Raw genomic sequence first — 20,761 nt, 5'->3', positions numbered from 1 at the left:
GTGGCTATTTGCTAAAGCTGTAAATTTGCTGTGTCTCCAAGCGATCGCTAATTGATGAAGGCAGTGTAGCATCGGCGAATGTCTGCCGATCTAGTTGGACTTGTAAATTACTCAAAGGATCGCAACCAGAGGAAATTAGAAATTCTAATTTCTGGATGTATGGCAAAGTTGCTAGGTTGTCCAGAATTTGGAAGATTGCCTGTATATAAGGATGACCATCCTGGCGATACCAATCACAGCTAGCAACTTTTGCCTGATCGAAACCCAAGTGTACTGTTAGAGATGGCTCGTCAAATATAGCGATCGCTAAAGGACGCGCTTCTTCCTGCAACAATAGATCGTTAGTTTTCGCTAAGTGTCGCAGTTTTTCTAAGCGTTCATAACGTTCCGTTACAACTTCCGGGTCATCTTGCCAGTGGATTGCTACTGTCACCAGATAAGTCTGTAACAGCATGTGACCCAGCTTTTTCGCCTTTGTCGCTAGATAATAGGAATTGTAATCAGTTGCCTCAATCAACAATGGCACGCGATCAACTACTTCCAATCCATAACCCTTGACTCCAGCAATTTTGCGAGGATTATTGGTAATCAAGCGAATCTTTTTGATGCCCAAGTCCATGAGCATTTGTGCCCCCATACCGTAGTCTCGCAAGTCAGCAGGAAATCCCAAACGCTCATTAGCTTCCACTGTATCCAGTCCCATATCCTGCAACGAGTAGGCTTTCAGCTTATTAATCAAGCCGATTCCCCGCCCTTCTTGACGCAGGTATACAACTACACCTTGGCCAGCAGCCTCAATCATTTTCAGTGCAGCTTCAAGCTGCATCCGACAATCGCAGCGCAAAGACCCCAAAGCGTCACCAGTTAAGCATTCTGAGTGCATTCGTACCATCACTGGCTCATCTTTGAAGTTAGCTGGATCGCCCTTGACAATTGCCACGTGTTCTGTATTATCCAGGGTATGGCGATAAGCGTAAATTTCAAACTGACCGAATTGACTAGGCAGTTTAGTAATCACCTCACGATACACTAAGCGATCGTGCTGTAAGCGATAACTTATTAAATCAGCAATACTAATAATTTTTAAATTGTGACGTTTAGCGTATTCAACTAACTGCTGCAACCGCGCCATTGAACCATCAGAGTTTTGAATTTCACAAATTACTCCCGCTGGGTATAGCCCTGCTAGCCTAGCTAAGTCCACAGCAGCTTCCGTATGTCCTGCGCGTTTGAGTACGCCTCCAGCCTTAGCCCGAATCGGAAAAATATGACCAGGACGGCGTAAATCGCTGGGTTTTGTGGCTGGGTTGAGAGTAACCTGGATAGTTCGGGCGCGGTCTTCTGCTGAGATGCCTGTGGTGACACCTAATTCTGGCCCGGCATCAATACTGACAGTGAAAGCAGTTTGGTTAGTATCTGTAATGTTGCTTACCATCAAGGGTAAGTCTAGCTCGTCTAGGCGATCGCCTGTCATTGCCAAACAAATTAGTCCTCTTGCTTCCACTGCCATGAAATTAATCATGTCGGGTGTGGCAAATTGGGCAGCACAAATTAAGTCGCCTTCATTTTCTCTATTTTCATCATCTACCACTACAATGACGCGACCAGCTTTTAGGTCTGCTAAAGCGGCATCAATCGAATCAAATTTAAAAGCTTGGGTAGGATTAGGCTGTGACACAGAAAGATTTCCAGCTATAAACGTAAATTTTTTTAACAATTTCTTCTTTTAGATTGTAGCTCCTTTATAAGGCAGAGAAGTAGACTAGCAATGATTTGATAACGGGGCAAAAATTTTTGCTATTAAAAGTGGCGATAAAGTGCAGCGACATGAAATTAAGGATGAAGGGGATGAGGAAGAATAATAATCGTTTCTTCGCTCCCTTACCTCCTCAGAATAAATTAGAGGGGTTTAAGACGTTTTGTGCGCTGTGCGTCTGGTCGCTGATATTGTTAGCTGAGAACGAATTAACCATTCATGGGATAAGGATTTCAGATCATGGGCAAATTTAGACGCGTACCCGTTGGGATTGTTGGCGCGTCGGGCTATGGTGGAGTGCAATTAGTACGACTACTGATGGATCACCCAGAAGTCGAAATGGTTTATTTAGGAGGTGAGACTAGTATCGGGAAATCCTTTGGGGATCTCTATCCACATTTAGCTCATGCAACTAACCTGCTAATAGAAACGGTAGAACCAGAAATAATTGCTCACCGCTGTGAAGTCGTTTTCCTGTCTTTACCAAATGGTCTGGCTTGTCAAATCGCACCCAAACTGTTGGAAAAAGGATGTAAAGTACTAGATTTGAGTGCGGACTATAGATTCAGTGATTTGACAACTTATACAAATTGGTATGGTATAGAGAGAAGCGATCGCACAATTGCAGCAACAGCAGTTTATGGATTACCAGAACTTTATCGCGATCGCATTGCTGAAGCTCAACTTATTGGCTGTCCTGGTTCCTATCCCACTGCCAGTCTCCTTGCACTTTCGCCACTTTTAAAGCAAGGCTTAATCAGACCAGAAACAGCTATTATCGATGCCAAGTCTGGCACATCTAGCAGTGGACGGCAGGCTCAAACCAACTTATTACTAGCTGAAGCAGACAACTCCATAGCCGCTTTCAATATTGGTCGTCACCGTCATACCCCAGAAATTGAGCAAATTTGCAGTGACTTAGCCGGTCACGAACTCATGATCCAATTTACACCGCACCTTGTCCCAATGGTACGCGGTATTTTGGCAACGGTATATGCCACAATGAGCGATCCCGGTCTAGTACGAGATGACTTAATCACAATTTTCTCAGCCTTCTACCGCAACTCTCCTTGGGTAAGAGTCTGCGGTAGCGGCGTTTACCCGCAAACCAAATGGGCTAACGGTAGCAATCTTTGTTATATCGGTGTAGAAGTTGACCCACGCACAGGTCGCGTAATTGTCATGTCAGCAATTGACAATCTAATTAAAGGACAGGCGGGCCAAGCTATTCAGTGTCTAAACCTGATGATGGGCTGGGATGAAACCTTGGGGTTGCCCAAGTTAGGGTTTTATCCGTAAATCAGTTAGGAGTTAAAAGTGATGAATTATGAATTAAAAACTCCTAACTCCTAACTCTTAACTCTACTTCGGCCCTAATCCTACAGCACCAGCATAAACGGCGCGATCGCCTAGTTGATCTTCAATTCGCAGCAAGCGATTATATTTTGCTACGCGTTCGCTGCGACACAGAGAACCTGTTTTGATTTGACCGGCACGGGTTGCTACAGCTAAATCAGCGATCGTTGTGTCTTCTGTTTCACCAGAACGATGGCTAATTACTGAACGGATACTGTTGCGAGTTGCCAAATCAATTGTTTCTAAGGTTTCGCTGAGTGAACCAATTTGATTGAGTTTAATCAAAATGGCATTAGCGGCTTTTTCTTGAATGCCTCTTTGCAAGCGAGTGGCGTTAGTCACAAACAAGTCATCCCCTACCAACTGCACCCGCGAACCTAACTTCTGGGTCAGCAATTGCCAACTTTGCCAATCTTCTTCGTGCAAGCCATCCTCAATTGACACAATCGGATATTGATCAACTAGTTGTCCTAAATAATCAATAAATTCAGCTGGGGCGTGAGGTTTACCATCGTAAACATACTGACCATTCTTGTAAAACTCACTAGCCGCCACATCCAACGCCAAAGCTACTTGTTCCCCTGGCTTGTAACCAGCTTTCTGAATGGCAGCAACCAGCAATTCCAAAGCCACCTGATTAGATTCTAGGTTAGGGGCAAAGCCGCCTTCATCGCCGACACCAGTAAGTAAACCCTTCTCATCTAACACTTGACTGAGGGTAGCAAATACCTCTGCACCCCAGCGCAATGCTTCCCGGAAGGAAGTCGCCCCAATTGGGACAATCATAAACTCTTGAAAATCCACATTATTTGAAGCGTGTGCGCCACCGTTAATCACGTTCATCAACGGCACTGGTAGCAAATTCGCTAAAGGGCCGCCCAAATAGCGATATAGAGGAATTTCGAGAGATTCAGCACCGGCTTTAGCAGCTGCTAAGGAAACGCCCAAAATCGCATTCGCCCCCAAATTGGATTTGTTAGGAGAAGCATCTATCGCAATCATTGTGCGGTCTAGGAGTTCTTGGTTGAGGGCATCTAAGCCTAGTAATTTTGGTGCAAGTGCTTCTTTGACGTTTTGTACTGCCTTGAGTACGCCTTTGCCTCCATAACGGCTTTTATCGCCATCACGCAATTCGTGAGCCTCAAAAGTGCCTGTGGAAGCACCACTAGGAACCTGCGCTAGTCCGACAACACCGTTGGCTAAATGTACTTCGGCTTCAATTGTCGGTCTACCGCGTGAATCAAGAATTTCACGGGCTGCGATCGCCTCAATGGCAGTATCTAGAAATTTACTCATCTGTACTTTATCCTTTATTCGAGTGTGTTACGCATACAGTCCAGTTGTCTAACCCAATCGCTAGCATAGGCGTTTAAGAGACTTTGTTGGCTGAGATTAAAGAAGATTTCCAGAGTTGGAGTCAACTAACAGGAGAATTGAGCAGATTCTGGAACCTTCGGAGACTGGATTGACTTATGTAACAGCGAATTAAATCATACTGGTGCAAGATATAATACTTCAACAAAAAACTCATATTAACTGTACAAAAACCCACCCCCAGCCCTTTCCCCACAAGCGACGAGGAGACTATGATGTACCTCATGTAATTAAGAAACACTATCAGAAGATGAAGAATCATTTTAATATAACTTTTCGCAGCAAATTCAAGCTGCTAATTTTAACTATATTTTTTGTTTTAAGTTTCGTTGGTTCAGTTCTCAGTCCCACTCATACATAATATTTAACTTTTATCATCGATTTATTGATCAATTTTATTTATAAAAGCATTTCTGAACTTGTAATTTTTTCTTCTTTGGTAAGTAATATAGTGAATTCAAACATTGACATTTAGGCAACAAATATTCTTACAATAAACATACCACAGAGGCTGTAACTATAAGTATGGCTAAATCTTTATCTAATTCAACCTAATTGAATAATTACTTTTAAAGTTGTAGACGTTGAGTAATGGGAAATAAGTTACCAATGATAGAGTTACTAATAATTGAGCAATTATAAGCACAGTTAATGGTAGTTATCTGTGGAAATTGCTCATGAGATATAAAATATAAGAATTATCTAACTAAGCAAAGGTCAACATGCGATTACTACACACAATGTTGCGAGTGGGCAACCTTGAAGAGTCATTAAAATTCTATTGTGAAGTTCTGGGTATGAAATTACTGCGGCGAAAAGATTATCCAGGGGGAGAATTTACCCTGGCTTTTGTAGGCTACGGTGATGAAAGCAACGAGGCGGTGATCGAACTAACTTATAACTGGGGCGTAGAAAAATACGAATTGGGTAATGCTTACGGTCACATTGCCCTTGGCGTTGAAGATATTTACTCTACGTGTGAGGAAATTCGCAATCAAGGCGGTAAAGTTGTACGTGAACCAGGAGCAATGAAACATGGTTCGACAGTAATTGCTTTTGTGGAAGATCCAGATGGGTATAAAATTGAACTGATTCAACTGGGAACTCAAGGGTCAGAAGTCAAACAGGAATCACAAGAACAACTTGTGAGTCAGTAATTCTTATAAGGATTTCCAAAAAATAAATTATCCGGTAGGGTTGAATGTAACTTAACTTAAGCTAGATTTAGATCCCCAACTTTTTGAACCAGTCGGGGATCTAGGTAGTAGCTTTTGCTTAATAGCGATCGCAAAAACCACGCCCATATCTTGAAAAGTTGAGCCATATACGGAGAGATTGATTCTTCCCGCAGATAGGTGTCTCATACCGATAAACCCAAATGTGTGAGACTTTTCGCTTTTTTCCTCCCCTTTTTAGGCGGGTTAGTAAATCTTCTTTGTGTAAATTATATTACTCCCATGCTCTCTTTCATGAGCAACATTAATAACCTAGTTGTAGTCCGCACTTCGACAAAGCTCAGTGACCATCGTAGACATCGCTCTAATAACACCATCTGCCAAAGTCCACTCATAACAGTGTTTTCGTTTTAAATTAGGAAATAGGCAATCGATTAAACTATCACCAATTGCCAATCTAAAATTGCCACCGGAGATACACGCAAATAAGACGCTGAGAATGTTTGGATCGTTGGAGATTAGGGACTAGAGGCTTAATTTTCTTCCCAATCCCCAATCCCAATCCCCACTCCCAATCCCTAAACTAAAAATCCAAATTCCAAAATTATAAAGATGCAACCTACAGATCCGAATAAATTTACTGATAAAGCCTGGGAAGCAATTGTTAAATCTCAGGATATAGTCCGTGCTTATCAACAACAGCAACTAGATGTTGAACATTTAATTATTGCCCTGTTAGAAGAACCTACTAGTCTAGCAATACGTATCCTGGCTCGATCTGAGGTCGATCCGCTCCGCTTGCAGCAGCAGCTAGAAGCTTTTACCCAACGCCAGCCCAAAGTAGGTAAAAGCGATCAGCTTTACCTTAGCCGTAATTTAGATATTTTACTAGACCGGGCCGAGGAAGCTAGAGCCAGGATGAAAGATTCCTACATTTCCGTGGAACACATACTTTTGGCTTTTGCTGAAGACGATCGCATTGGACGAAAAATACTCAAAGGCTTTAGTGCGGATGCACCTAAACTCGAAGCTACGATCAAAACTATTCGTGGTAGCCAAAAGGTGACAGATCAAACCCCAGAATCTCGCTATGACGCCTTACAAAAATTTGGCAGAGATTTGACAGAACAGGCAAAAGCTGGAAAACTCGACCCGGTAATTGGGCGGGATGAGGAAATTAGGCGGGTAATTCAAGTATTGTCTCGTCGTAGCAAAAATAACCCCGTACTCATTGGCGAACCTGGGGTAGGTAAAACAGCGATCGCAGAAGCATTAGCACAGCGGATGGTAAACGGTGATGTTCCTGAATCTCTGAAAAACCGCCAACTCATCTCTTTAGACATCGGTAGTTTAATTGCTGGGGCAAAATTGCGAGGAGAATTTGAAGAACGCCTGAAAGCTGTCCTCAAAGAAGTTACGGAATCTAACGGTCAAATTGTCTTGTTTATTGACGAACTACATACCGTAGTCGGTACAGGTTCTAGCCAACAAGGGGCAATGGATGCGGGAAATCTGCTCAAACCAATGCTGGCGCGGGGAGAACTGCGTTGTATTGGCGCGACTACCCTCGACGAGTTCCGCAAACACATTGAGAAAGATGCTGCCCTAGAACGCCGCTTTCAGCAAGTATTTGTCGATCAGCCAAGTGTGGAAAATACTATTTCCATTCTGCGGGGGTTGAAAGAACGCTATGAAGTGCATCACAACGTCAAAATTTCTGATTCGGCTTTGGTAGCAGCAGCAACCTTGTCAGCGCGTTACATTAGCGATCGCTTTTTACCAGATAAAGCTATTGACTTAGTAGATGAAGCAGCAGCACAGTTGAAAATGGAGATTACCTCCAAACCAGCCGAATTGGAAACCATCGATCGACGCCTCATGCAGTTAGAAATGGAAAAGCTGTCATTAGCTGGCGAAGAAAAGGGTACCCCCCAAACAAAAGAACGTTTGGAGCGCATTGAACAAGAAATCGCCAATTTAACGGAAAAACAGCAAATATTTAATGAGCAATGGCAAGGTGAAAAGCAGATATTGGAGGCTATAAGCGCCTTAAAGAAAGAAGAAGATGCCTTGCGAGTGCAAATTGAACAGGCGGAACGTGCTTATGACCTAAATAAAGCTGCCCAACTGAAGTATGGCAAATTGGAGGGAGTGCAGCACGAGCGCGAAGCCAAAGAAGCGAGCCTTTTAGAAATTCAAAACCAAGGTTCCACGTTGCTAAGAGAACAAGTTACTGAATCCGATATTGCCGAAATCGTCGCTAAATGGACAGGAATCCCCGTCAATCGCCTGTTGGAATCGGAACGACAAAAATTGCTGCAATTAGAAAGTCATTTGCATCAACGAGTCATTGGGCAAGAAGAGGCTGTAGAAGCAGTAGCAGCCGCAATTCGCCGTGCCCGTGCCGGGATGAAAGATCCCTCTCGTCCCATTGGTTCATTTCTGTTCATGGGCCCCACAGGTGTAGGCAAAACTGAACTCGCCCGTGCTTTGGCTCAGTTTCTGTTTGATTCTGATGATGCATTGGTGCGCTTGGATATGTCTGAGTACATGGAAAAACACTCAGTTTCTCGCCTTGTAGGAGCGCCTCCAGGATATATAGGCTATGAAGAAGGCGGTCAACTTTCCGAGGCAATTCGCCGCCGTCCTTACTCAGTGGTGCTGTTGGATGAAGTCGAAAAAGCGCACCCCGATGTATTCAATATTTTGTTACAGGTACTAGATGATGGGAGAATTACTGATTCTCAGGGAAGAACGGTAGATTTTCGTAACAGCGTTATTGTGATGACCAGTAACATTGGTAGCGAACATATTTTGGATATATCTGGTGATGATTCCAAGTATGAGACGATGCGGGTTAGGGTAATGGAAGCATTGCGATCGCATTTTCGCCCCGAATTTCTCAACCGCGTCGATGATATTATTCTCTTCCATACACTAAATCGCACAGAAATGCGGCAGATCATCCGCATTCAACTCAAACGGGTAGAAAATCTCCTCCGCGAGCAAAAAATCTTCTTTGAAATATCTCAATCTGCCTGCGATCACCTTGTCGAATCAGGCTATGACCCAGTTTACGGTGCCCGTCCACTCAAACGGGCAATTCAGCGAGAAGTAGAAAACCCCCTCGCCACCAAATTATTGGAAAATACTTTTATCTCTGGAGACACGATTATCATTGACAAAAATGAAAACGGTCTGTCTTTTAGCAAAAAAGTGGTTGTGAAGGTGTCAGTACCACAGATTGCTACATAGCACCTGACGTCTCCCCTTCACTCAACGGGAGACGCTAGCGCCTGCTGTATGATACCCAAAGGGCTGTAGGGAAAGACCACATTGGCTTCACAAACAAAGTCTAAGGAGAATTGAGAGTTTGAACCTACGGAGGTGGGTAAACCCCGTGTAGTTGCGGTTTCTAACAGTCTTTTTTAGTGTTAATTTGACTGTGGTTGTATCTATGATGCATGGTAGCTTCTGCTACAGGGTACGAAAAATTATTACCCTGTGGCAAAGACTTGCTTGCCTTTAAAGGTAAGCTAAAAAACATCTAATTTGCATAATCGAATTAAATATAACTCTTGTGGGGTAGGCATCTTGCCCGCCCAGCTTATGCAATTTAAATGTAGAACAGCTTAGTAGTGGGATTTACGCCAAGTCGTACTTAGTAGTCTGCCAACCCAAAATTGTTAGGTGAGGGCTGGGAAAAGTGGAAAGGTTAAAGGAGTAAACATCTTTTCCCTTTCCCCCTTGCCCTTTACCCTGCCAAGTTTCCTTGGCAAACTACTAGTGAGTAATTAGTAATTAATCAAAGCAATGTGAACAACAAGATTCCCGACTTCTTAATTAAAGAAGTCGGGAATCTAAGCTGCACATCTGATTATTTTGCACCTAACTGATATCTTTCCTTTAACAGATGGGTATTATAAGTCTACTCTGCTAATAACATCTTCATAAATTTGTCTTCAAATAAAACACATTTACGCAATTCTACTGTGAGGTAATGCTCTTATTATTTATCAGACTAGAACTAAATAATTCTGAAAAAATCAGTGTTTACCGGATAAAATGAACAATTCATAAATGATATAACTTTAATAAATTATCTTTTTTTTATAACTACTTTATTTGGAAGTTATTCAAGCCAAATAAAGTAGTTAGACAAATATCGTCTCATCTAATGCCTGTAACAATACTTGATAGGCATGACTGAAAACTTTGAATAAATAGAAAACTCGCTATAATCCACTTGACCAGGAAGCAGATATGTCTCGAAAACGTCAGCTATTCAAGGTAATTCAAAAAACCTTCAGACAAATTAGCAAGCAGTTTTTATCTGCAATCAACAAGCAGATTATTTGGCTTTTGCGAACTATTTCTGGTACTCAAAGAAGACGCAGTTCGGTTAATTCTGGCTTTGTATTGCCAACAGTGGCGATGGTAGTTTTGGTAGTTGTACTGTTAACAACTGCAATTTTATTTCGGTCTTTTGAGCGTTCTAAAAATGCTAGTAATGTCCGTGTGAATGAAGCGACAATGCAAGCTGCCACCCCTGCTTTAGACAGGGCTAAAGCCAAAATAAGTGCACTGTTTGCCGACCCAACTCTACCACGCTCTGTCCCATCAAATCTAACCCTATACAACACTTTAGTTAATAAACTTCCTGTCTATACATTTGGTGATGAAACTCCTATAACCCTAGCTTATAACCTTAATAAAAGTACTTCAGCTCCGAAGATTGAAGCAGCTAGTAGTATGGCTTTAGAAAATCAAGAAAACATACAAACAGCCTGGAAATTTCCTGCCGATACAGATAATAACGGTAAATTTGATAGCTTTATTCTCTATGGTATCTACTTCCGTACTCCCCCCCAAACTGGTACAACCCAAACCAGAAGTAGAAGCCCACTAGATGCTAGAACCCCTCCTATGCTACCAGCTAAAGCAGGTGGAGCTTGTGACATAGCTGGTGATACTAGTGCCAGCTTAGTAGGTAGTTCGGGTTGGTATAAGCTACCAAATGGCGAATTGAAAAAAAGCTTTTTCGTTTATGCAGTAACTGTTCCCATTAGTGATATTGCTCAAGCTACTTCTCTTGATACAACCAAATATGAGAAGTATCGAGGTAATAAGGGCTTCTCGGCTTTAGAAATGCAACAAGATCGTAGTCAAGTTTCTATTACTAATAATGCTGTTGTCTATGAAGATGACTTAGATATTACACCAGGGCCTAGATTCCGTCTCAATGGACGTATTTTTACTAACAGTAACTTATTTACTGGTGAAACTAGTGAAGATATAACCTTCTATCAGGTCAGTAGTAGGTATTCATGTTATTACGAACGAGAAAATGGCAAGATAGTTATTGGCGGTAATATTGCAACTAGTAGCCCAATCAGTACAACTAATCTAGGTGGAACACGCGTAGATTTATTTCGAGAAAATAATGCACCTGATACAACTAAATCTTTAGCAGGGACTAATAAAACCACCTCAGATGATTCGAGTGATATTGCCTATAACACTCAAGCTTATGCTCAACGCATAGACTTATTAGTGAAGGCACAACTTAACAAAGCTGCTACTACTGATCCTCAAGAAATCAGAACTAATATAACCAATCGGCTTCTAAACGATCCAAGTTTAGATACGAATAAAGTACGTAAGGAAGAATTGGAAAATTGGTTCCGTAAACGTACTAGGCGTGTACCATTTCAAGAAGTTCCTTATGGTACTTCTGCTATTATAAAATCTGGCACTACTGAGTACGACTCAAACTCAGTAACAGATGTAGCAATCTTTATGAACGGTTCCGTGAATACGCTACGTCCAATGGATGCCTGGATTTATCCAACAGATGCTAATACATCACTAACATTAAATACAGCGCAACTACCTACTAGAGATCCAGACATTGTAGATAATACTCCCGTAATAGAAACAGAGTTAGGCGATCGCATCGTAGTAGGCAACAACCTGCCTGAACTAATATGGGACAACACAAAAGGAGACTTTGTAGGAGAGAATGATCCTCAAGCCATCTCCCCTGCGGTGAAGTGGACAGGTAGCACTACCAAAGATCGTACTCGTAGCACTCGCGTTAGACAGTTATCAGATTTAGGTGTAACAGGACGTGATGGTTTTTGGGAGATTTCAGCCGCTTCACCCCGATCTAATCCTCTTGATGTGGTCGGTGGATTGAGGGTGATTACAGGTGCTGGAATATATAGACCTAATACAGATTCTGGATTACCTACTCGTCCAACACCACCTGATGATCTAAGCACGCCAGATCCAAGCAGTCCACCAAGCACGCCACCAGTGGTAATCAACGAAAGCGCTGGCATAGTAGTCTGGCCTGATACTATGCCTATGCTTGTACCTGATTCGACCGATCCTCTGAACGGTACGCCAAAACGTGGTGATTTGGTAATGCGTGCCACAGCAGTTTATCACTACAAGTTTAATTCCTACGATCCTCAGGCGGCTGACGATTATCAAACACCCATGGCCTGTGTAAGTAGCTACTACGATCCCACAAACAAGGATACAGCAAGAAATACAGGTACACTGGGGGATGTGAGCGGTGAAGTAATTGGTGCTAGACCCGCTGGAGCCAAATCAAATAATGGGATCGTTTACGAGGCTCCCGCTACTACATCTGCTGGTATAACTAGAGGACAGACAGTAGATGGCAATGGTTTTTTTGCACTTGCGGCTAGCGCTGATGATGTGACTAACACTAGTGTAACTTTGCTAGATCGCTTGAAATATCAAGCCAAGTTGGTATTTCCCAATGGCCGCCTTGTCAATCCATTACTACGGCAAGCACTGGCCAAAGCAACAACCAGTAAACTCACTCTCTCTGAGCAATCAGCAATTGACTCTACCATCTGTGCAATCCAAATTGCTGATGGCACTTTGACTAGGAGTACTACCTACGTTCCTGATGGCGCAATCAAAGAAACTGCATTTCTTGATGCCCGACAAATTAAAGCTATAGATAAAGGTGCTGTATTAACTGGAAAATACAATCTGGAAGTGGAACAGCGTCAGCCATTAGAAATTCGTGCCACTACCATAGATTTAAGTCTGCTTCGCACAAAAGCAATCGGCCTTGTATCGGATAAGGAATATCTGTTGCCCAATAGCGGCATTATCTATGCCTCTCGTGATGATGCTCAAAAAGATCGCAGTGACTCAGCAAGTGATAATGTCAGCGCCAGTGACTACAAACTAGATCCTGAACGCCGACCCAATGCCATTATGTTGATTAATGGCAGTAACTTGAGTCGTCTGACTGATTACAGACCAGAAGAAAAAGGCTTGATTTTAGCAACCGAGCTACCAGCGTATGTTAAAGGCAATTTTAATCTCCACGCTAAACAAGAATTTCTAGGTGGGGATCTTTTAGATCCTAGTGCTGCTAACTACGATACTAAATTTTATGCTCGTACTGCGGCAAATCGCGATCCTAACTTTGCTTGTCGGCCTAATGACTCTAGACTACCTAATTGCGCAACAGGCGAAACTTGGCGACCAGCATCAGTACTTGCCGATGCTGTCACCTTGCTGTCTGGTAACTTCCGCGAAGGTTTCCGCAATGAGGGTGATTACGACTTGCGAAATAACCACCAAGTGAGTGATACTGACGCCGTATTGAATCGATTGAAGGCAGGATTTTGGAATAACAACTTTGTTACTTCATCTAATTTCTTCACTTCATCTAATGATGATACGTACTACAAAGGGACTCCCACTGGTGCTGACTCAGTAAACTTTAACAGTTCTTACTTGAACAATTTCGTCACACCCATTCAACGACGAGGAAGTTTCCCAGAGTATGTAATGGAAATGTGCTTCAAAATACCAGTTTCAGAATGTAGAGAAACTGATTGGTATATTGGTTACGACGGCGATAGATCAATACAATCTCATAATCTTCCAGCAAATGCAGAGCGTGACAAACTCTTAGCTGGTACTACTGCCAAATCGGCACAGGCTGATTTTAGAAGATTTGCCCGGCGGGTTGCGTTCAAACGAGATAATGTTGGTAAGCTGCTTACTAGTAGTGGTGTTGTCATAGCAAATATTGGTACCACTTCTCCCGTTGCACTAGGCATAACAACAGTAGGGGGAGCTAAAGTAGTAGCTCAATTTAATGATGGCAGCCTACCCGAACCAGCAAATAATGCTCTCTGGTTTGCAACCACCAAAGATATTAATACTAGTAAGCCACCACCATTCAACGGCAGCGAAATAATTTACAAAAATAACATTCGTCTATTCTACAGGTATCCCCAAGTACCAGCTGCTTCGCTTTCTTCGCTTAGGGATTTTCCTGGAAGCACGACAACATTCACAAGAGATGGATCTCTTCAACCACTATTAGAGCCTGTATTGCAATTACAGGTAACAACCACAGATCCTGACGATACTGAAAAGACTTACGTCGCTATAGCATCATCGTCTAGTTTTGTTAAAAACACTAGATGGTTGTCTCAGGCAAGTGAAACAACTTTTAATCTAGTAATTGCTTCTGGTGACACTCCTGCTCGTGTGAATTCAATTACCGGGGGTTCAACTCCAACCACCTACGAAATTAACGGGGGTTTGCATAACTTTGTGCGCTTCTTAGAAAACTGGAATGGGATTAATGCCAATATCAACGGTTCATTCATCCAATTTAAACGCAGTATCTATGCTAGCGCACCATTCCAAGTTCTCGTCAGACCAGGGCCAACAACTGTTGCTGCAACCTCTCCTAACCCTAGTTCTCTTTCTTCTACTGCCAATATTGACAGTATATTTTTCAGAACTCTCTTTTCTACAAGACCTGGTTACACATCAGATAGTACTTTCACTACTAATGGTGCTGGGGAAGCGCCTTATTATACGCCTCCTAACCGTAACTGGGGTTTTGATGTGGCGTTACTGGCACAAAATCCTGATTTGTTTGCCCAGCGCTTTGTAACTCCAGCAACAGATCCTCCGAATGAATACTTCAGAGAAGTAGGCCGCGATGACCTTTGGGTGAAAACTCTGTTGTGTGCTGTCCAAGATGAAAATGCGAGTGCAGGGAATGGGTTTGAGGATGCGCCCAGCGCCTACTTTGGCACCATCGTCTCTACCCCTGTTACTACCCCTCCGGCCCCTGACCGCAAGTTCAAATTTGCGCTACCTGCAATTGAACGTCCTACTAGCTGCGAACTCCAACCGTTATAAAGTGTCTGAATGAGAGTTTTTACAGCACTTTTTGGGTGAATAGATCGCGTTAACAGACCTAACCTCCTAGCCCCCTTCCCTATTAGGGAAGGGAAAATTCAAAGCCTCTCCCCTTGTAGGGGAGAGGTTTGGAGAGAGGTTACGAGTATATTACACCCGACCGCAAATTACTTTAAAACATAGCCCTATTAAGAAATTGAGTATGAACCCACGCCAACTACAAGAATTATCTGCGCAGTCTAACGAGTCTGGTTTTACGATCATCGAGTCGCTTGTAGCGATCCTTGTGGTTGCCATTTTGCTGGTAGCGATCGCACCTGTCCTAGTAATGTCAACAGCAACTCGTGTGCAAGCTAAACGGGTGGAATTGGCAACAGGAGCAGCTAAAGCCTTCATTGATGCTATCAAATCCAAAACAATCTCAGATCCGACAATCACCGTTACACTGACTGCTAGCACAAGTAGAAATGTATCCAGTTCAAGTAGTGACTATTTATTGAGTACTACGTCAGCTCCTACTGCTAGCACTGGTTTGTATTGCTTTAACAAAAATGGCAGCCTTGCTAATCCCAACTGTACTAGCGATTTATTTTATATTCAGGCTATTCGCGTTGCTGTGACAGATAGCGACGCTGATAAAGGTCAAGGCTATCGTTTGGGAGTTCGGGTATATCGTTCAGATGCGGAATTTGGTTCTTTAACTGCGGGTAGCAGTGGAAAAACAGCAGCAACATTCACAGGGGGACTAGGCGATCGCAAAGCACCCCTAGTAGAAATGACAACTGAAATTGTCAGGGGTCAAAGCTCCTATAGCGCTTTGTGCAATCGCCTTGGTGGTTGTCAACCATAATTAACTCGGTAAACATAAATAATTTCATGACTCAGTATCGGTCAATAAGGAGAACCTGTAGCAAAATGAATATATTGAGGTGGCTGTTAAGTACTCAGCTAAAACCCTCTCACAAGCAAAATAAAAATAGTGGTTTTACTCTGATTGAATTATTGGTGGCTATGCTCATTGCATTTTTAGTAATTACGCCGTTACTAAGTTTTATGATCAGTATTTTAAACACTGATGGTCAGGAACAAGCCAAAGCGAACTCTGAGCAAGAAATTAAAGCTGCACTAGATTATATTACTCGCGATCTCCAACAAGCAATATATATATATGATGCTACTGGAATTGCTTGTCTAAGCGGTACTGTTGATACTAGTACTTGCCCAAATGCAAGTACAAATCAACTACCTAGCCCAACAGATAGAGTTCCTGTGCTTGTCTTTTGGAAACGAGAATTTAGCCAAGACGCTGTTGAAACTAAAAATTCTTCAGGTGTGGTTCAATTTAAAGATGATTCTTTTGTATACTCATTGGTAGCTTACTATTTAATTCAAGACAGTAATCCTAACTGGTCTAAAGCTGCCCGCATCGCCAGATGGGAAATTAAAGATGGCGTTACAAATAGTACTGGAAGTACTTGTAATGGATTTACTGAAAAATATAGTCGATGTCCAGATGTAGGTTTTAAGCCTTTTGATTTATCCCAAAAGGGCATAACATTGCAAGCAAAAATGAATAGTTGGACAAATAGTTTGGTATCTGGGGGCAGTTACAGTCAAGTTCCCGTAGTTTTGGTTGATTTTATAGATCAAACAACAATAGCACAGGAAACCCCGACAGTTACAGCAGCATCAATAACTTGCCCTGCCCCTACTGGCTTGGTCTTTCAACGAGTTCCATCAACGATTGTTAGAAGAGGCTTCTATGCTTGTGTTAATTCGGTTGGTGCAGATAATAGAAGTTCTGTTGAAGTTTTTTTAAGGGGTAATGCACAAGCTCGTCTAATACAAAATGATGAAACTAAAGTACGTTATGCGCAAAGCAAATCTAGTTATTTTCCGAGTGCAAACATTAAGGTTCAAGGAAGCAGCTTCATTTTTACCAAATAGCTTCTATCTTTGATAAATATTAATAAAAGCAGGATAGTATGCCGAATATTATTAGTTTACAACTATTAGATTATTTCCAGTTGCACTGCCGAAAAACAAAGCTAAAGCAGCAATATTTAGCCAATAGAGCCTCTACTAATGGCTACAATCAACAAGATGCTGGATTTAGCCTTATAGAGTTAATAGTAGTACTGCTGCTAGTAGGAATTTTAGCAGCGATCGCAGCTCCTGGTTGGGCTGCCTTTGTAAATCGGCAACGGATAAATAAGTTTAATGACGCCGTTTTCGCCGCACTGCAAGAAGCACAACGCGAAGCTAAAAACAATAAACTTAGCTACAGTGTCAGTTTTCGGAAAAATAGTACAACCCAAAATGTAGAGGTTGCTATTTATCGTAGCGATGCTGCAATCGGCACATGGACATGGAAACCTTTAGCGGCCGATGTGGGAACCAATTCTGATAGATTTTTGCTGGGCGGAAATCTTAGTGGGGAAAACATTGCTAATACTACTATTAATTCTCCTGTATCCTATCCTTTAAGTACATCAGCAAAAATTACCTTTGACTATATGGGAGTTCTAACTCTGCCAAATAACTTTGGAACAGTGGCAGCAGGTACAGAGCCACCTGGGTTAAAAATAGTGGTAGCTGTACCAAGCTCTGCAAATCCTACATTGGCTAGTAGCGTAAAGCGATGTGTCATCGTGAAAACTCTCTTAGGCTCAATGCTGACAGCAAAAGATGATAAATGCAGTTAAGTAATTTAAATGCCAATATTTCTTTAAAAATACGTAATATTGCTGTACATAAAACTGCACGTTGATAGCAAAATTGAAACATCATGTGCAGTTTTAATGTTTGATAGAGTTATTTAAGAGCCATTGATAAATTAGCCATTGCCTGACCATAATAAAAAGCGTCATCATCAAAATATACTTTTCGGAAAATGACTGATAACCTTGACTTTACTGTAGCTATCCCAACTTATAACGGTGAAAGTCGTTTGCCTGAACTACTAGAACGACTACAAAACCAAGTTCACACCGAAAATTTATCTTGGGAAATTATAGTTGTAGACAATAACAGCACTGATAATACAGCTAAAGTTGTTCAAACCTATCAAAAAGATTGGCGATGTCCTTACCCTTTAAAGTATTGCTTTGAAGCAAAACAAGGCGCAGCTTATGCTCGAAAAAAGGCAGTTTTAGAAGCTAAAGGTAAGTTCATAGGTTTTCTAGATGATGACAACTACCCAGTATCAAATTGGGTATCAGCAGCTTATGCTTTTGGTGAAAAGTATCCGAAGGCGGGAGCTTATGGCAGCCAAATTCATCCTGACTGGGAAGTAGAACCACCTGAAAATTTTCAGAGAATTGCTCCATTTTTGGCAATTACAGAGCGAGGTAATTTACCACTATTATATGAAGCAGCTAAAAAATTGCTACCACCATCTGCCGGACTTGTTGTTCGTAAACAAGCCTGGTTAGAAAGTGTACCAGAGAAGCCTATTCTAACTGGAAGAGTTAAAGGCAGTATGCTTACCAGTGAAGACTTAGAAATGTTGTCTTATATCCAAAAAGCAGGATGGGAAATTTGGTATAACCCAAAAATGGAAATTTCTCATAAAATACCAAAATTTCGTTTGCAAAAAGATTATTTAATTCCATTTTTTCGAGGTATTGGACTTAGCCGTTATGTAACTAGAATGGTTAATGTCAAACAGATATATAGACCATTTGCTTTTTTAGCTTATCTGACAAATGACCTGCGTAAAATCATTTTCCACTTATTTAAGTATAGAACTATGTTGAAAACTGATTTAGTAGCTGCTTGCGAAATGGAACTGTTTTTAAGCAGTTTTATTAGTCCTTTTTACCTTTGGAAAAATGGTTATTTAACTAAAAAATATAATTAAAAATTAATATTTTACTTTTATGGATATTGAAAAACTAGATTTTACGGTAGCTATTCCTACATACAATGGTGCAAAACGTTTACCTAAAGTTTTAGATTTGCTACTCAATCAGACAGGTATAGAAAGCCTAAATTGGGAAGTTATTATTATTGACAATAATAGTAAAGATGAGACTAATCAAGTAGCTGATTATTACCAGAAAAAATTTAATCAACATTTTACATTGAGGTATTTTCAAGAAAAACAACAGGGAATAGCATTTGCAAGAATGCGGGCTATCAAGGAGGCTAGAGGTGAGTTTATTGCATTCATAGATGATGATAATCTCCCAGCATCTGATTGGGTTTTTCAGTCTTATACTTTTGGAAAAGAGCATCCTCAAGCTGGTGCCTGGAGTGGTCAAATCCACGGTGATTTTGAAGTAAAGCCACCAGAAAATTTTACAAGAATTCAAGCCTTTCTAGCCATTAGAGAACACGGATTACAGCCATATTTATTTGATGCAGATAATTTAAGGCTTCCTCCAGGTGCTGCATTAGTTGTTCGTAAGCAAGCTTGGTGTGAAAGTGTTCCTGATGAATTGGTTTTTAAAGGTAGACTGAGTAAATTGATGGTTGGCGGGGATGATACAGAAGCTCTCTTATACTTACACAAAGCAGGTTGGGAAATATGGTATAATCCCGCAATGCATATCAATCATCAAATTCCACATTGGCGCTTAGAAAAAGATTATTTACTAGTGCTCGCACGTGGTTGTGGTCTGTGTATTTTCCAGCTACGCTTAATCAATGCTAAAAATTGGCAAAAACCATTAGTTGCGATCAAAACTATATTGGGAAGTTTACACCGATTATTAAAACATTTTATTAAGTATCGAGGTCAATTAAAAAGCAATTTAATTGCACTTTTTGAAATTAACTTTTACTGGGCTAGTATGCTCAGTCCTTTTTATTCTTTAAAATGGAGGATAGATAGACTTTTAGAAAATACAACTATAGAAAATGATTAACTCAACTTTAAATACAATATTTGTTTCTGTAATTATACCAGCTTATAATAGCGAAAAAACCATTATTGAAACAGTTCAATCTGTCTTAAACCAAACTTTTAAGAATTTTGAGTTGATTATAATAAATGATGGTTCACAAGACTCAACTTTAGATGTTATTGCAGAAATTAAAGATCCCAGAATAAAAGTGTTTTCTTACCCTAATGCTGGCGGAAATGTAAGTCGTAACCGAGGGTTAAAACATGCAGTTGGAGAATTTATTAGTTTCTTAGATGCAGATGATCTTTGGACACCTGATAAGCTTCAATGCCAATTAAAGTCTTTGCAAGAAAATCTTACTGCAAAAGTTGCTTACAGTTGGACTGATTATATCGACGAAAATAGTGAAATAGTACTCTCTGGTACACACGTTACAGCCAATGGAGATGTTTATGAAAAGTTATTAGTGACAAATTTTTTGGAGAATGGCTCCAATCCTTTAATTCGTAGAGAAGCTTTAATCGAATTAGGTGGATTTGATGAATATCTATGTGCTGCTCAAGATTGGGATATGTGGCTACGATTGGCCTGTAAATTTGATTTTATATGCGTACCATGTCCACAAATCCTATATCGTATAAGTCCTAATTCAGTTTCTTCCAATCTTGTTAGGCAAGAGAAAGCTTGTTTGCAGGTGCTTGAGAGAGCATGTAAGGAAAGGTCTTTAGCACTTAATAATATTCGAAATCTAAGTTTGGCGAATTTATACAAATACTTAACATGCAAAGCCCTACAAAAGCCGTTTAATCGGCAAAAAGGTTTAACTGCCGCTAAATTTTTATGGAATTATGTTCTGAATGACTCTTCAAGGCTTCAGCATATAAGTTTCACTTTAAAACTATTATTAAAAATTTTCATAATCCTTTTAATGCCTACGTTGCTCGACAGTATTACTAACCAGCGCCAAGTAAGAAGCCAAAAAGCTGAAACATTGTTCAACAACTAGGTGGCAGAAAAACGACCAGAAG

13 protein-coding genes are annotated in these 20,761 nt (G+C 41.1%); 10 read left to right on the top strand and 3 right to left on the bottom strand.

The window, feature by feature from the left end; translation table 11 throughout:
• Positions 1-4 precede the first annotated feature (4 nt).
• Positions 5-1,678, bottom strand: coding sequence for a bifunctional 3,4-dihydroxy-2-butanone-4-phosphate synthase/GTP cyclohydrolase II (gene ribBA, locus RMY16_RS22025; RefSeq protein ID WP_322660660.1), 1,674 nt, complete (start codon positions 1,676-1,678; stop codon positions 5-7).
• Positions 1,679-1,996: 318 nt separating this feature from the next.
• On the opposite strand from ribBA, the gene argC reads away from it, so the two are divergent.
• The gene (argC, locus tag RMY16_RS22020; protein WP_322738162.1) at positions 1,997-3,055 is read left to right on the top strand and encodes an N-acetyl-gamma-glutamyl-phosphate reductase; all 1,059 of its coding nucleotides are present in this window, start codon (positions 1,997-1,999) and stop codon (positions 3,053-3,055) included.
• A gap of 63 nt (positions 3,056-3,118) precedes the next feature.
• Here argC and eno read toward each other — a convergent pair whose 3' ends face one another.
• The gene (eno, locus tag RMY16_RS22015; protein WP_322660664.1) at positions 3,119-4,408 is read right to left on the bottom strand and encodes a phosphopyruvate hydratase; all 1,290 of its coding nucleotides are present in this window, start codon (positions 4,406-4,408) and stop codon (positions 3,119-3,121) included.
• 800 nt (positions 4,409-5,208) lie between these two features.
• Here eno and gloA point away from each other — a divergent pair.
• On the top strand, positions 5,209-5,643 hold the full coding sequence (gloA, locus tag RMY16_RS22010) for a lactoylglutathione lyase (RefSeq protein WP_322660666.1): 435 nt from the start codon (positions 5,209-5,211) through the stop codon (positions 5,641-5,643).
• Positions 5,644-5,694: 51 nt separating this feature from the next.
• Here the strand turns inward: gloA and RMY16_RS22005 are convergent, their stop codons facing one another.
• Positions 5,695-5,850 (bottom strand): hypothetical protein, encoded by a 156-nt coding sequence (locus RMY16_RS22005; protein ID WP_322660668.1) that lies wholly within the window; start codon positions 5,848-5,850, stop codon positions 5,695-5,697.
• Between the two features lie 423 nt (positions 5,851-6,273).
• Between RMY16_RS22005 and clpB the strand changes: the two genes are divergently transcribed.
• From clpB to RMY16_RS21965, 8 genes are all read left to right on the top strand, one after another.
• Positions 6,274-8,916, top strand: coding sequence for an ATP-dependent chaperone ClpB (gene clpB / locus RMY16_RS22000; protein WP_322738161.1), 2,643 nt, complete (start codon positions 6,274-6,276; stop codon positions 8,914-8,916).
• A 1,008-nt stretch (positions 8,917-9,924) separates the two neighbouring features.
• Positions 9,925-14,883, top strand: coding sequence for a hormogonium polysaccharide biosynthesis protein HpsA (gene hpsA / locus RMY16_RS21995; protein WP_322738160.1), 4,959 nt, complete (start codon positions 9,925-9,927; stop codon positions 14,881-14,883).
• Positions 14,884-15,085: 202 nt separating this feature from the next.
• Positions 15,086-15,733 carry a hormogonium polysaccharide secretion pseudopilin HpsB gene (gene hpsB / locus RMY16_RS21990; protein ID WP_322738159.1) on the top strand — a complete coding sequence of 216 codons (648 nt, stop codon included), beginning with the start codon at positions 15,086-15,088 and terminating at the stop codon, positions 15,731-15,733.
• Complete coding sequence (gene hpsC / locus RMY16_RS21985; RefSeq protein ID WP_322738158.1) at positions 15,721-16,830, top strand: hormogonium polysaccharide secretion pseudopilin HpsC; 1,110 nt, start codon at positions 15,721-15,723, stop codon at positions 16,828-16,830. The genes hpsB and hpsC overlap by 13 nt, the downstream gene beginning before the upstream one ends.
• A 38-nt stretch (positions 16,831-16,868) precedes the next feature.
• The gene (locus RMY16_RS21980; protein WP_322738157.1) at positions 16,869-17,588 is read left to right on the top strand and encodes a prepilin-type N-terminal cleavage/methylation domain-containing protein; all 720 of its coding nucleotides are present in this window, start codon (positions 16,869-16,871) and stop codon (positions 17,586-17,588) included.
• A 188-nt stretch (positions 17,589-17,776) separates the two neighbouring features.
• Positions 17,777-18,745 (top strand): hormogonium polysaccharide biosynthesis glycosyltransferase HpsE, encoded by a 969-nt coding sequence (gene hpsE, locus RMY16_RS21975; protein WP_322738156.1) that lies wholly within the window; start codon positions 17,777-17,779, stop codon positions 18,743-18,745.
• Positions 18,746-18,764: 19 nt separating this feature from the next.
• The gene (gene hpsE / locus RMY16_RS21970; protein ID WP_322738155.1) at positions 18,765-19,754 is read left to right on the top strand and encodes a hormogonium polysaccharide biosynthesis glycosyltransferase HpsE; all 990 of its coding nucleotides are present in this window, start codon (positions 18,765-18,767) and stop codon (positions 19,752-19,754) included.
• Complete coding sequence (locus RMY16_RS21965) at positions 19,747-20,739, top strand: glycosyltransferase (RefSeq protein ID WP_322738154.1); 993 nt, start codon at positions 19,747-19,749, stop codon at positions 20,737-20,739. The genes hpsE (RMY16_RS21970) and RMY16_RS21965 overlap by 8 nt, the downstream gene beginning before the upstream one ends.
• Positions 20,740-20,761 lie beyond the last annotated feature (22 nt).

Source organism: Nostoc sp. DedQUE12b (genome assembly GCF_034530835.1).
GTDB lineage: Bacteria > Cyanobacteriota > Cyanobacteriia > Cyanobacteriales > Nostocaceae > Nostoc.
Note: the sequence above shows the minus strand (reverse complement) of the source record. Positions and strands in the feature narration are given on the sequence as shown.

Coding starts and splice junctions, on each gene's coding strand:
- argC (WP_322738162.1), top strand. CDS start 1,997: ATGGGCAAATTTAGACGCGTACCCGTTGGGATTGTTGGCGCGTCGGGC.
- eno (WP_322660664.1), bottom strand. CDS start 4,408: ATGAGTAAATTTCTAGATACTGCCATTGAGGCGATCGCAGCCCGTGAA.
- gloA (WP_322660666.1), top strand. CDS start 5,209: ATGCGATTACTACACACAATGTTGCGAGTGGGCAACCTTGAAGAGTCA.
- RMY16_RS22005 (WP_322660668.1), bottom strand. CDS start 5,850: ATGAGACACCTATCTGCGGGAAGAATCAATCTCTCCGTATATGGCTCA.
- clpB (WP_322738161.1), top strand. CDS start 6,274: ATGCAACCTACAGATCCGAATAAATTTACTGATAAAGCCTGGGAAGCA.
- hpsA (WP_322738160.1), top strand. CDS start 9,925: ATGTCTCGAAAACGTCAGCTATTCAAGGTAATTCAAAAAACCTTCAGA.
- hpsB (WP_322738159.1), top strand. CDS start 15,086: ATGAACCCACGCCAACTACAAGAATTATCTGCGCAGTCTAACGAGTCT.
- RMY16_RS21980 (WP_322738157.1), top strand. CDS start 16,869: ATGCCGAATATTATTAGTTTACAACTATTAGATTATTTCCAGTTGCAC.
- hpsE (WP_322738156.1), top strand. CDS start 17,777: ATGACTGATAACCTTGACTTTACTGTAGCTATCCCAACTTATAACGGT.
- hpsE (WP_322738155.1), top strand. CDS start 18,765: ATGGATATTGAAAAACTAGATTTTACGGTAGCTATTCCTACATACAAT.
- RMY16_RS21965 (WP_322738154.1), top strand. CDS start 19,747: ATGATTAACTCAACTTTAAATACAATATTTGTTTCTGTAATTATACCA.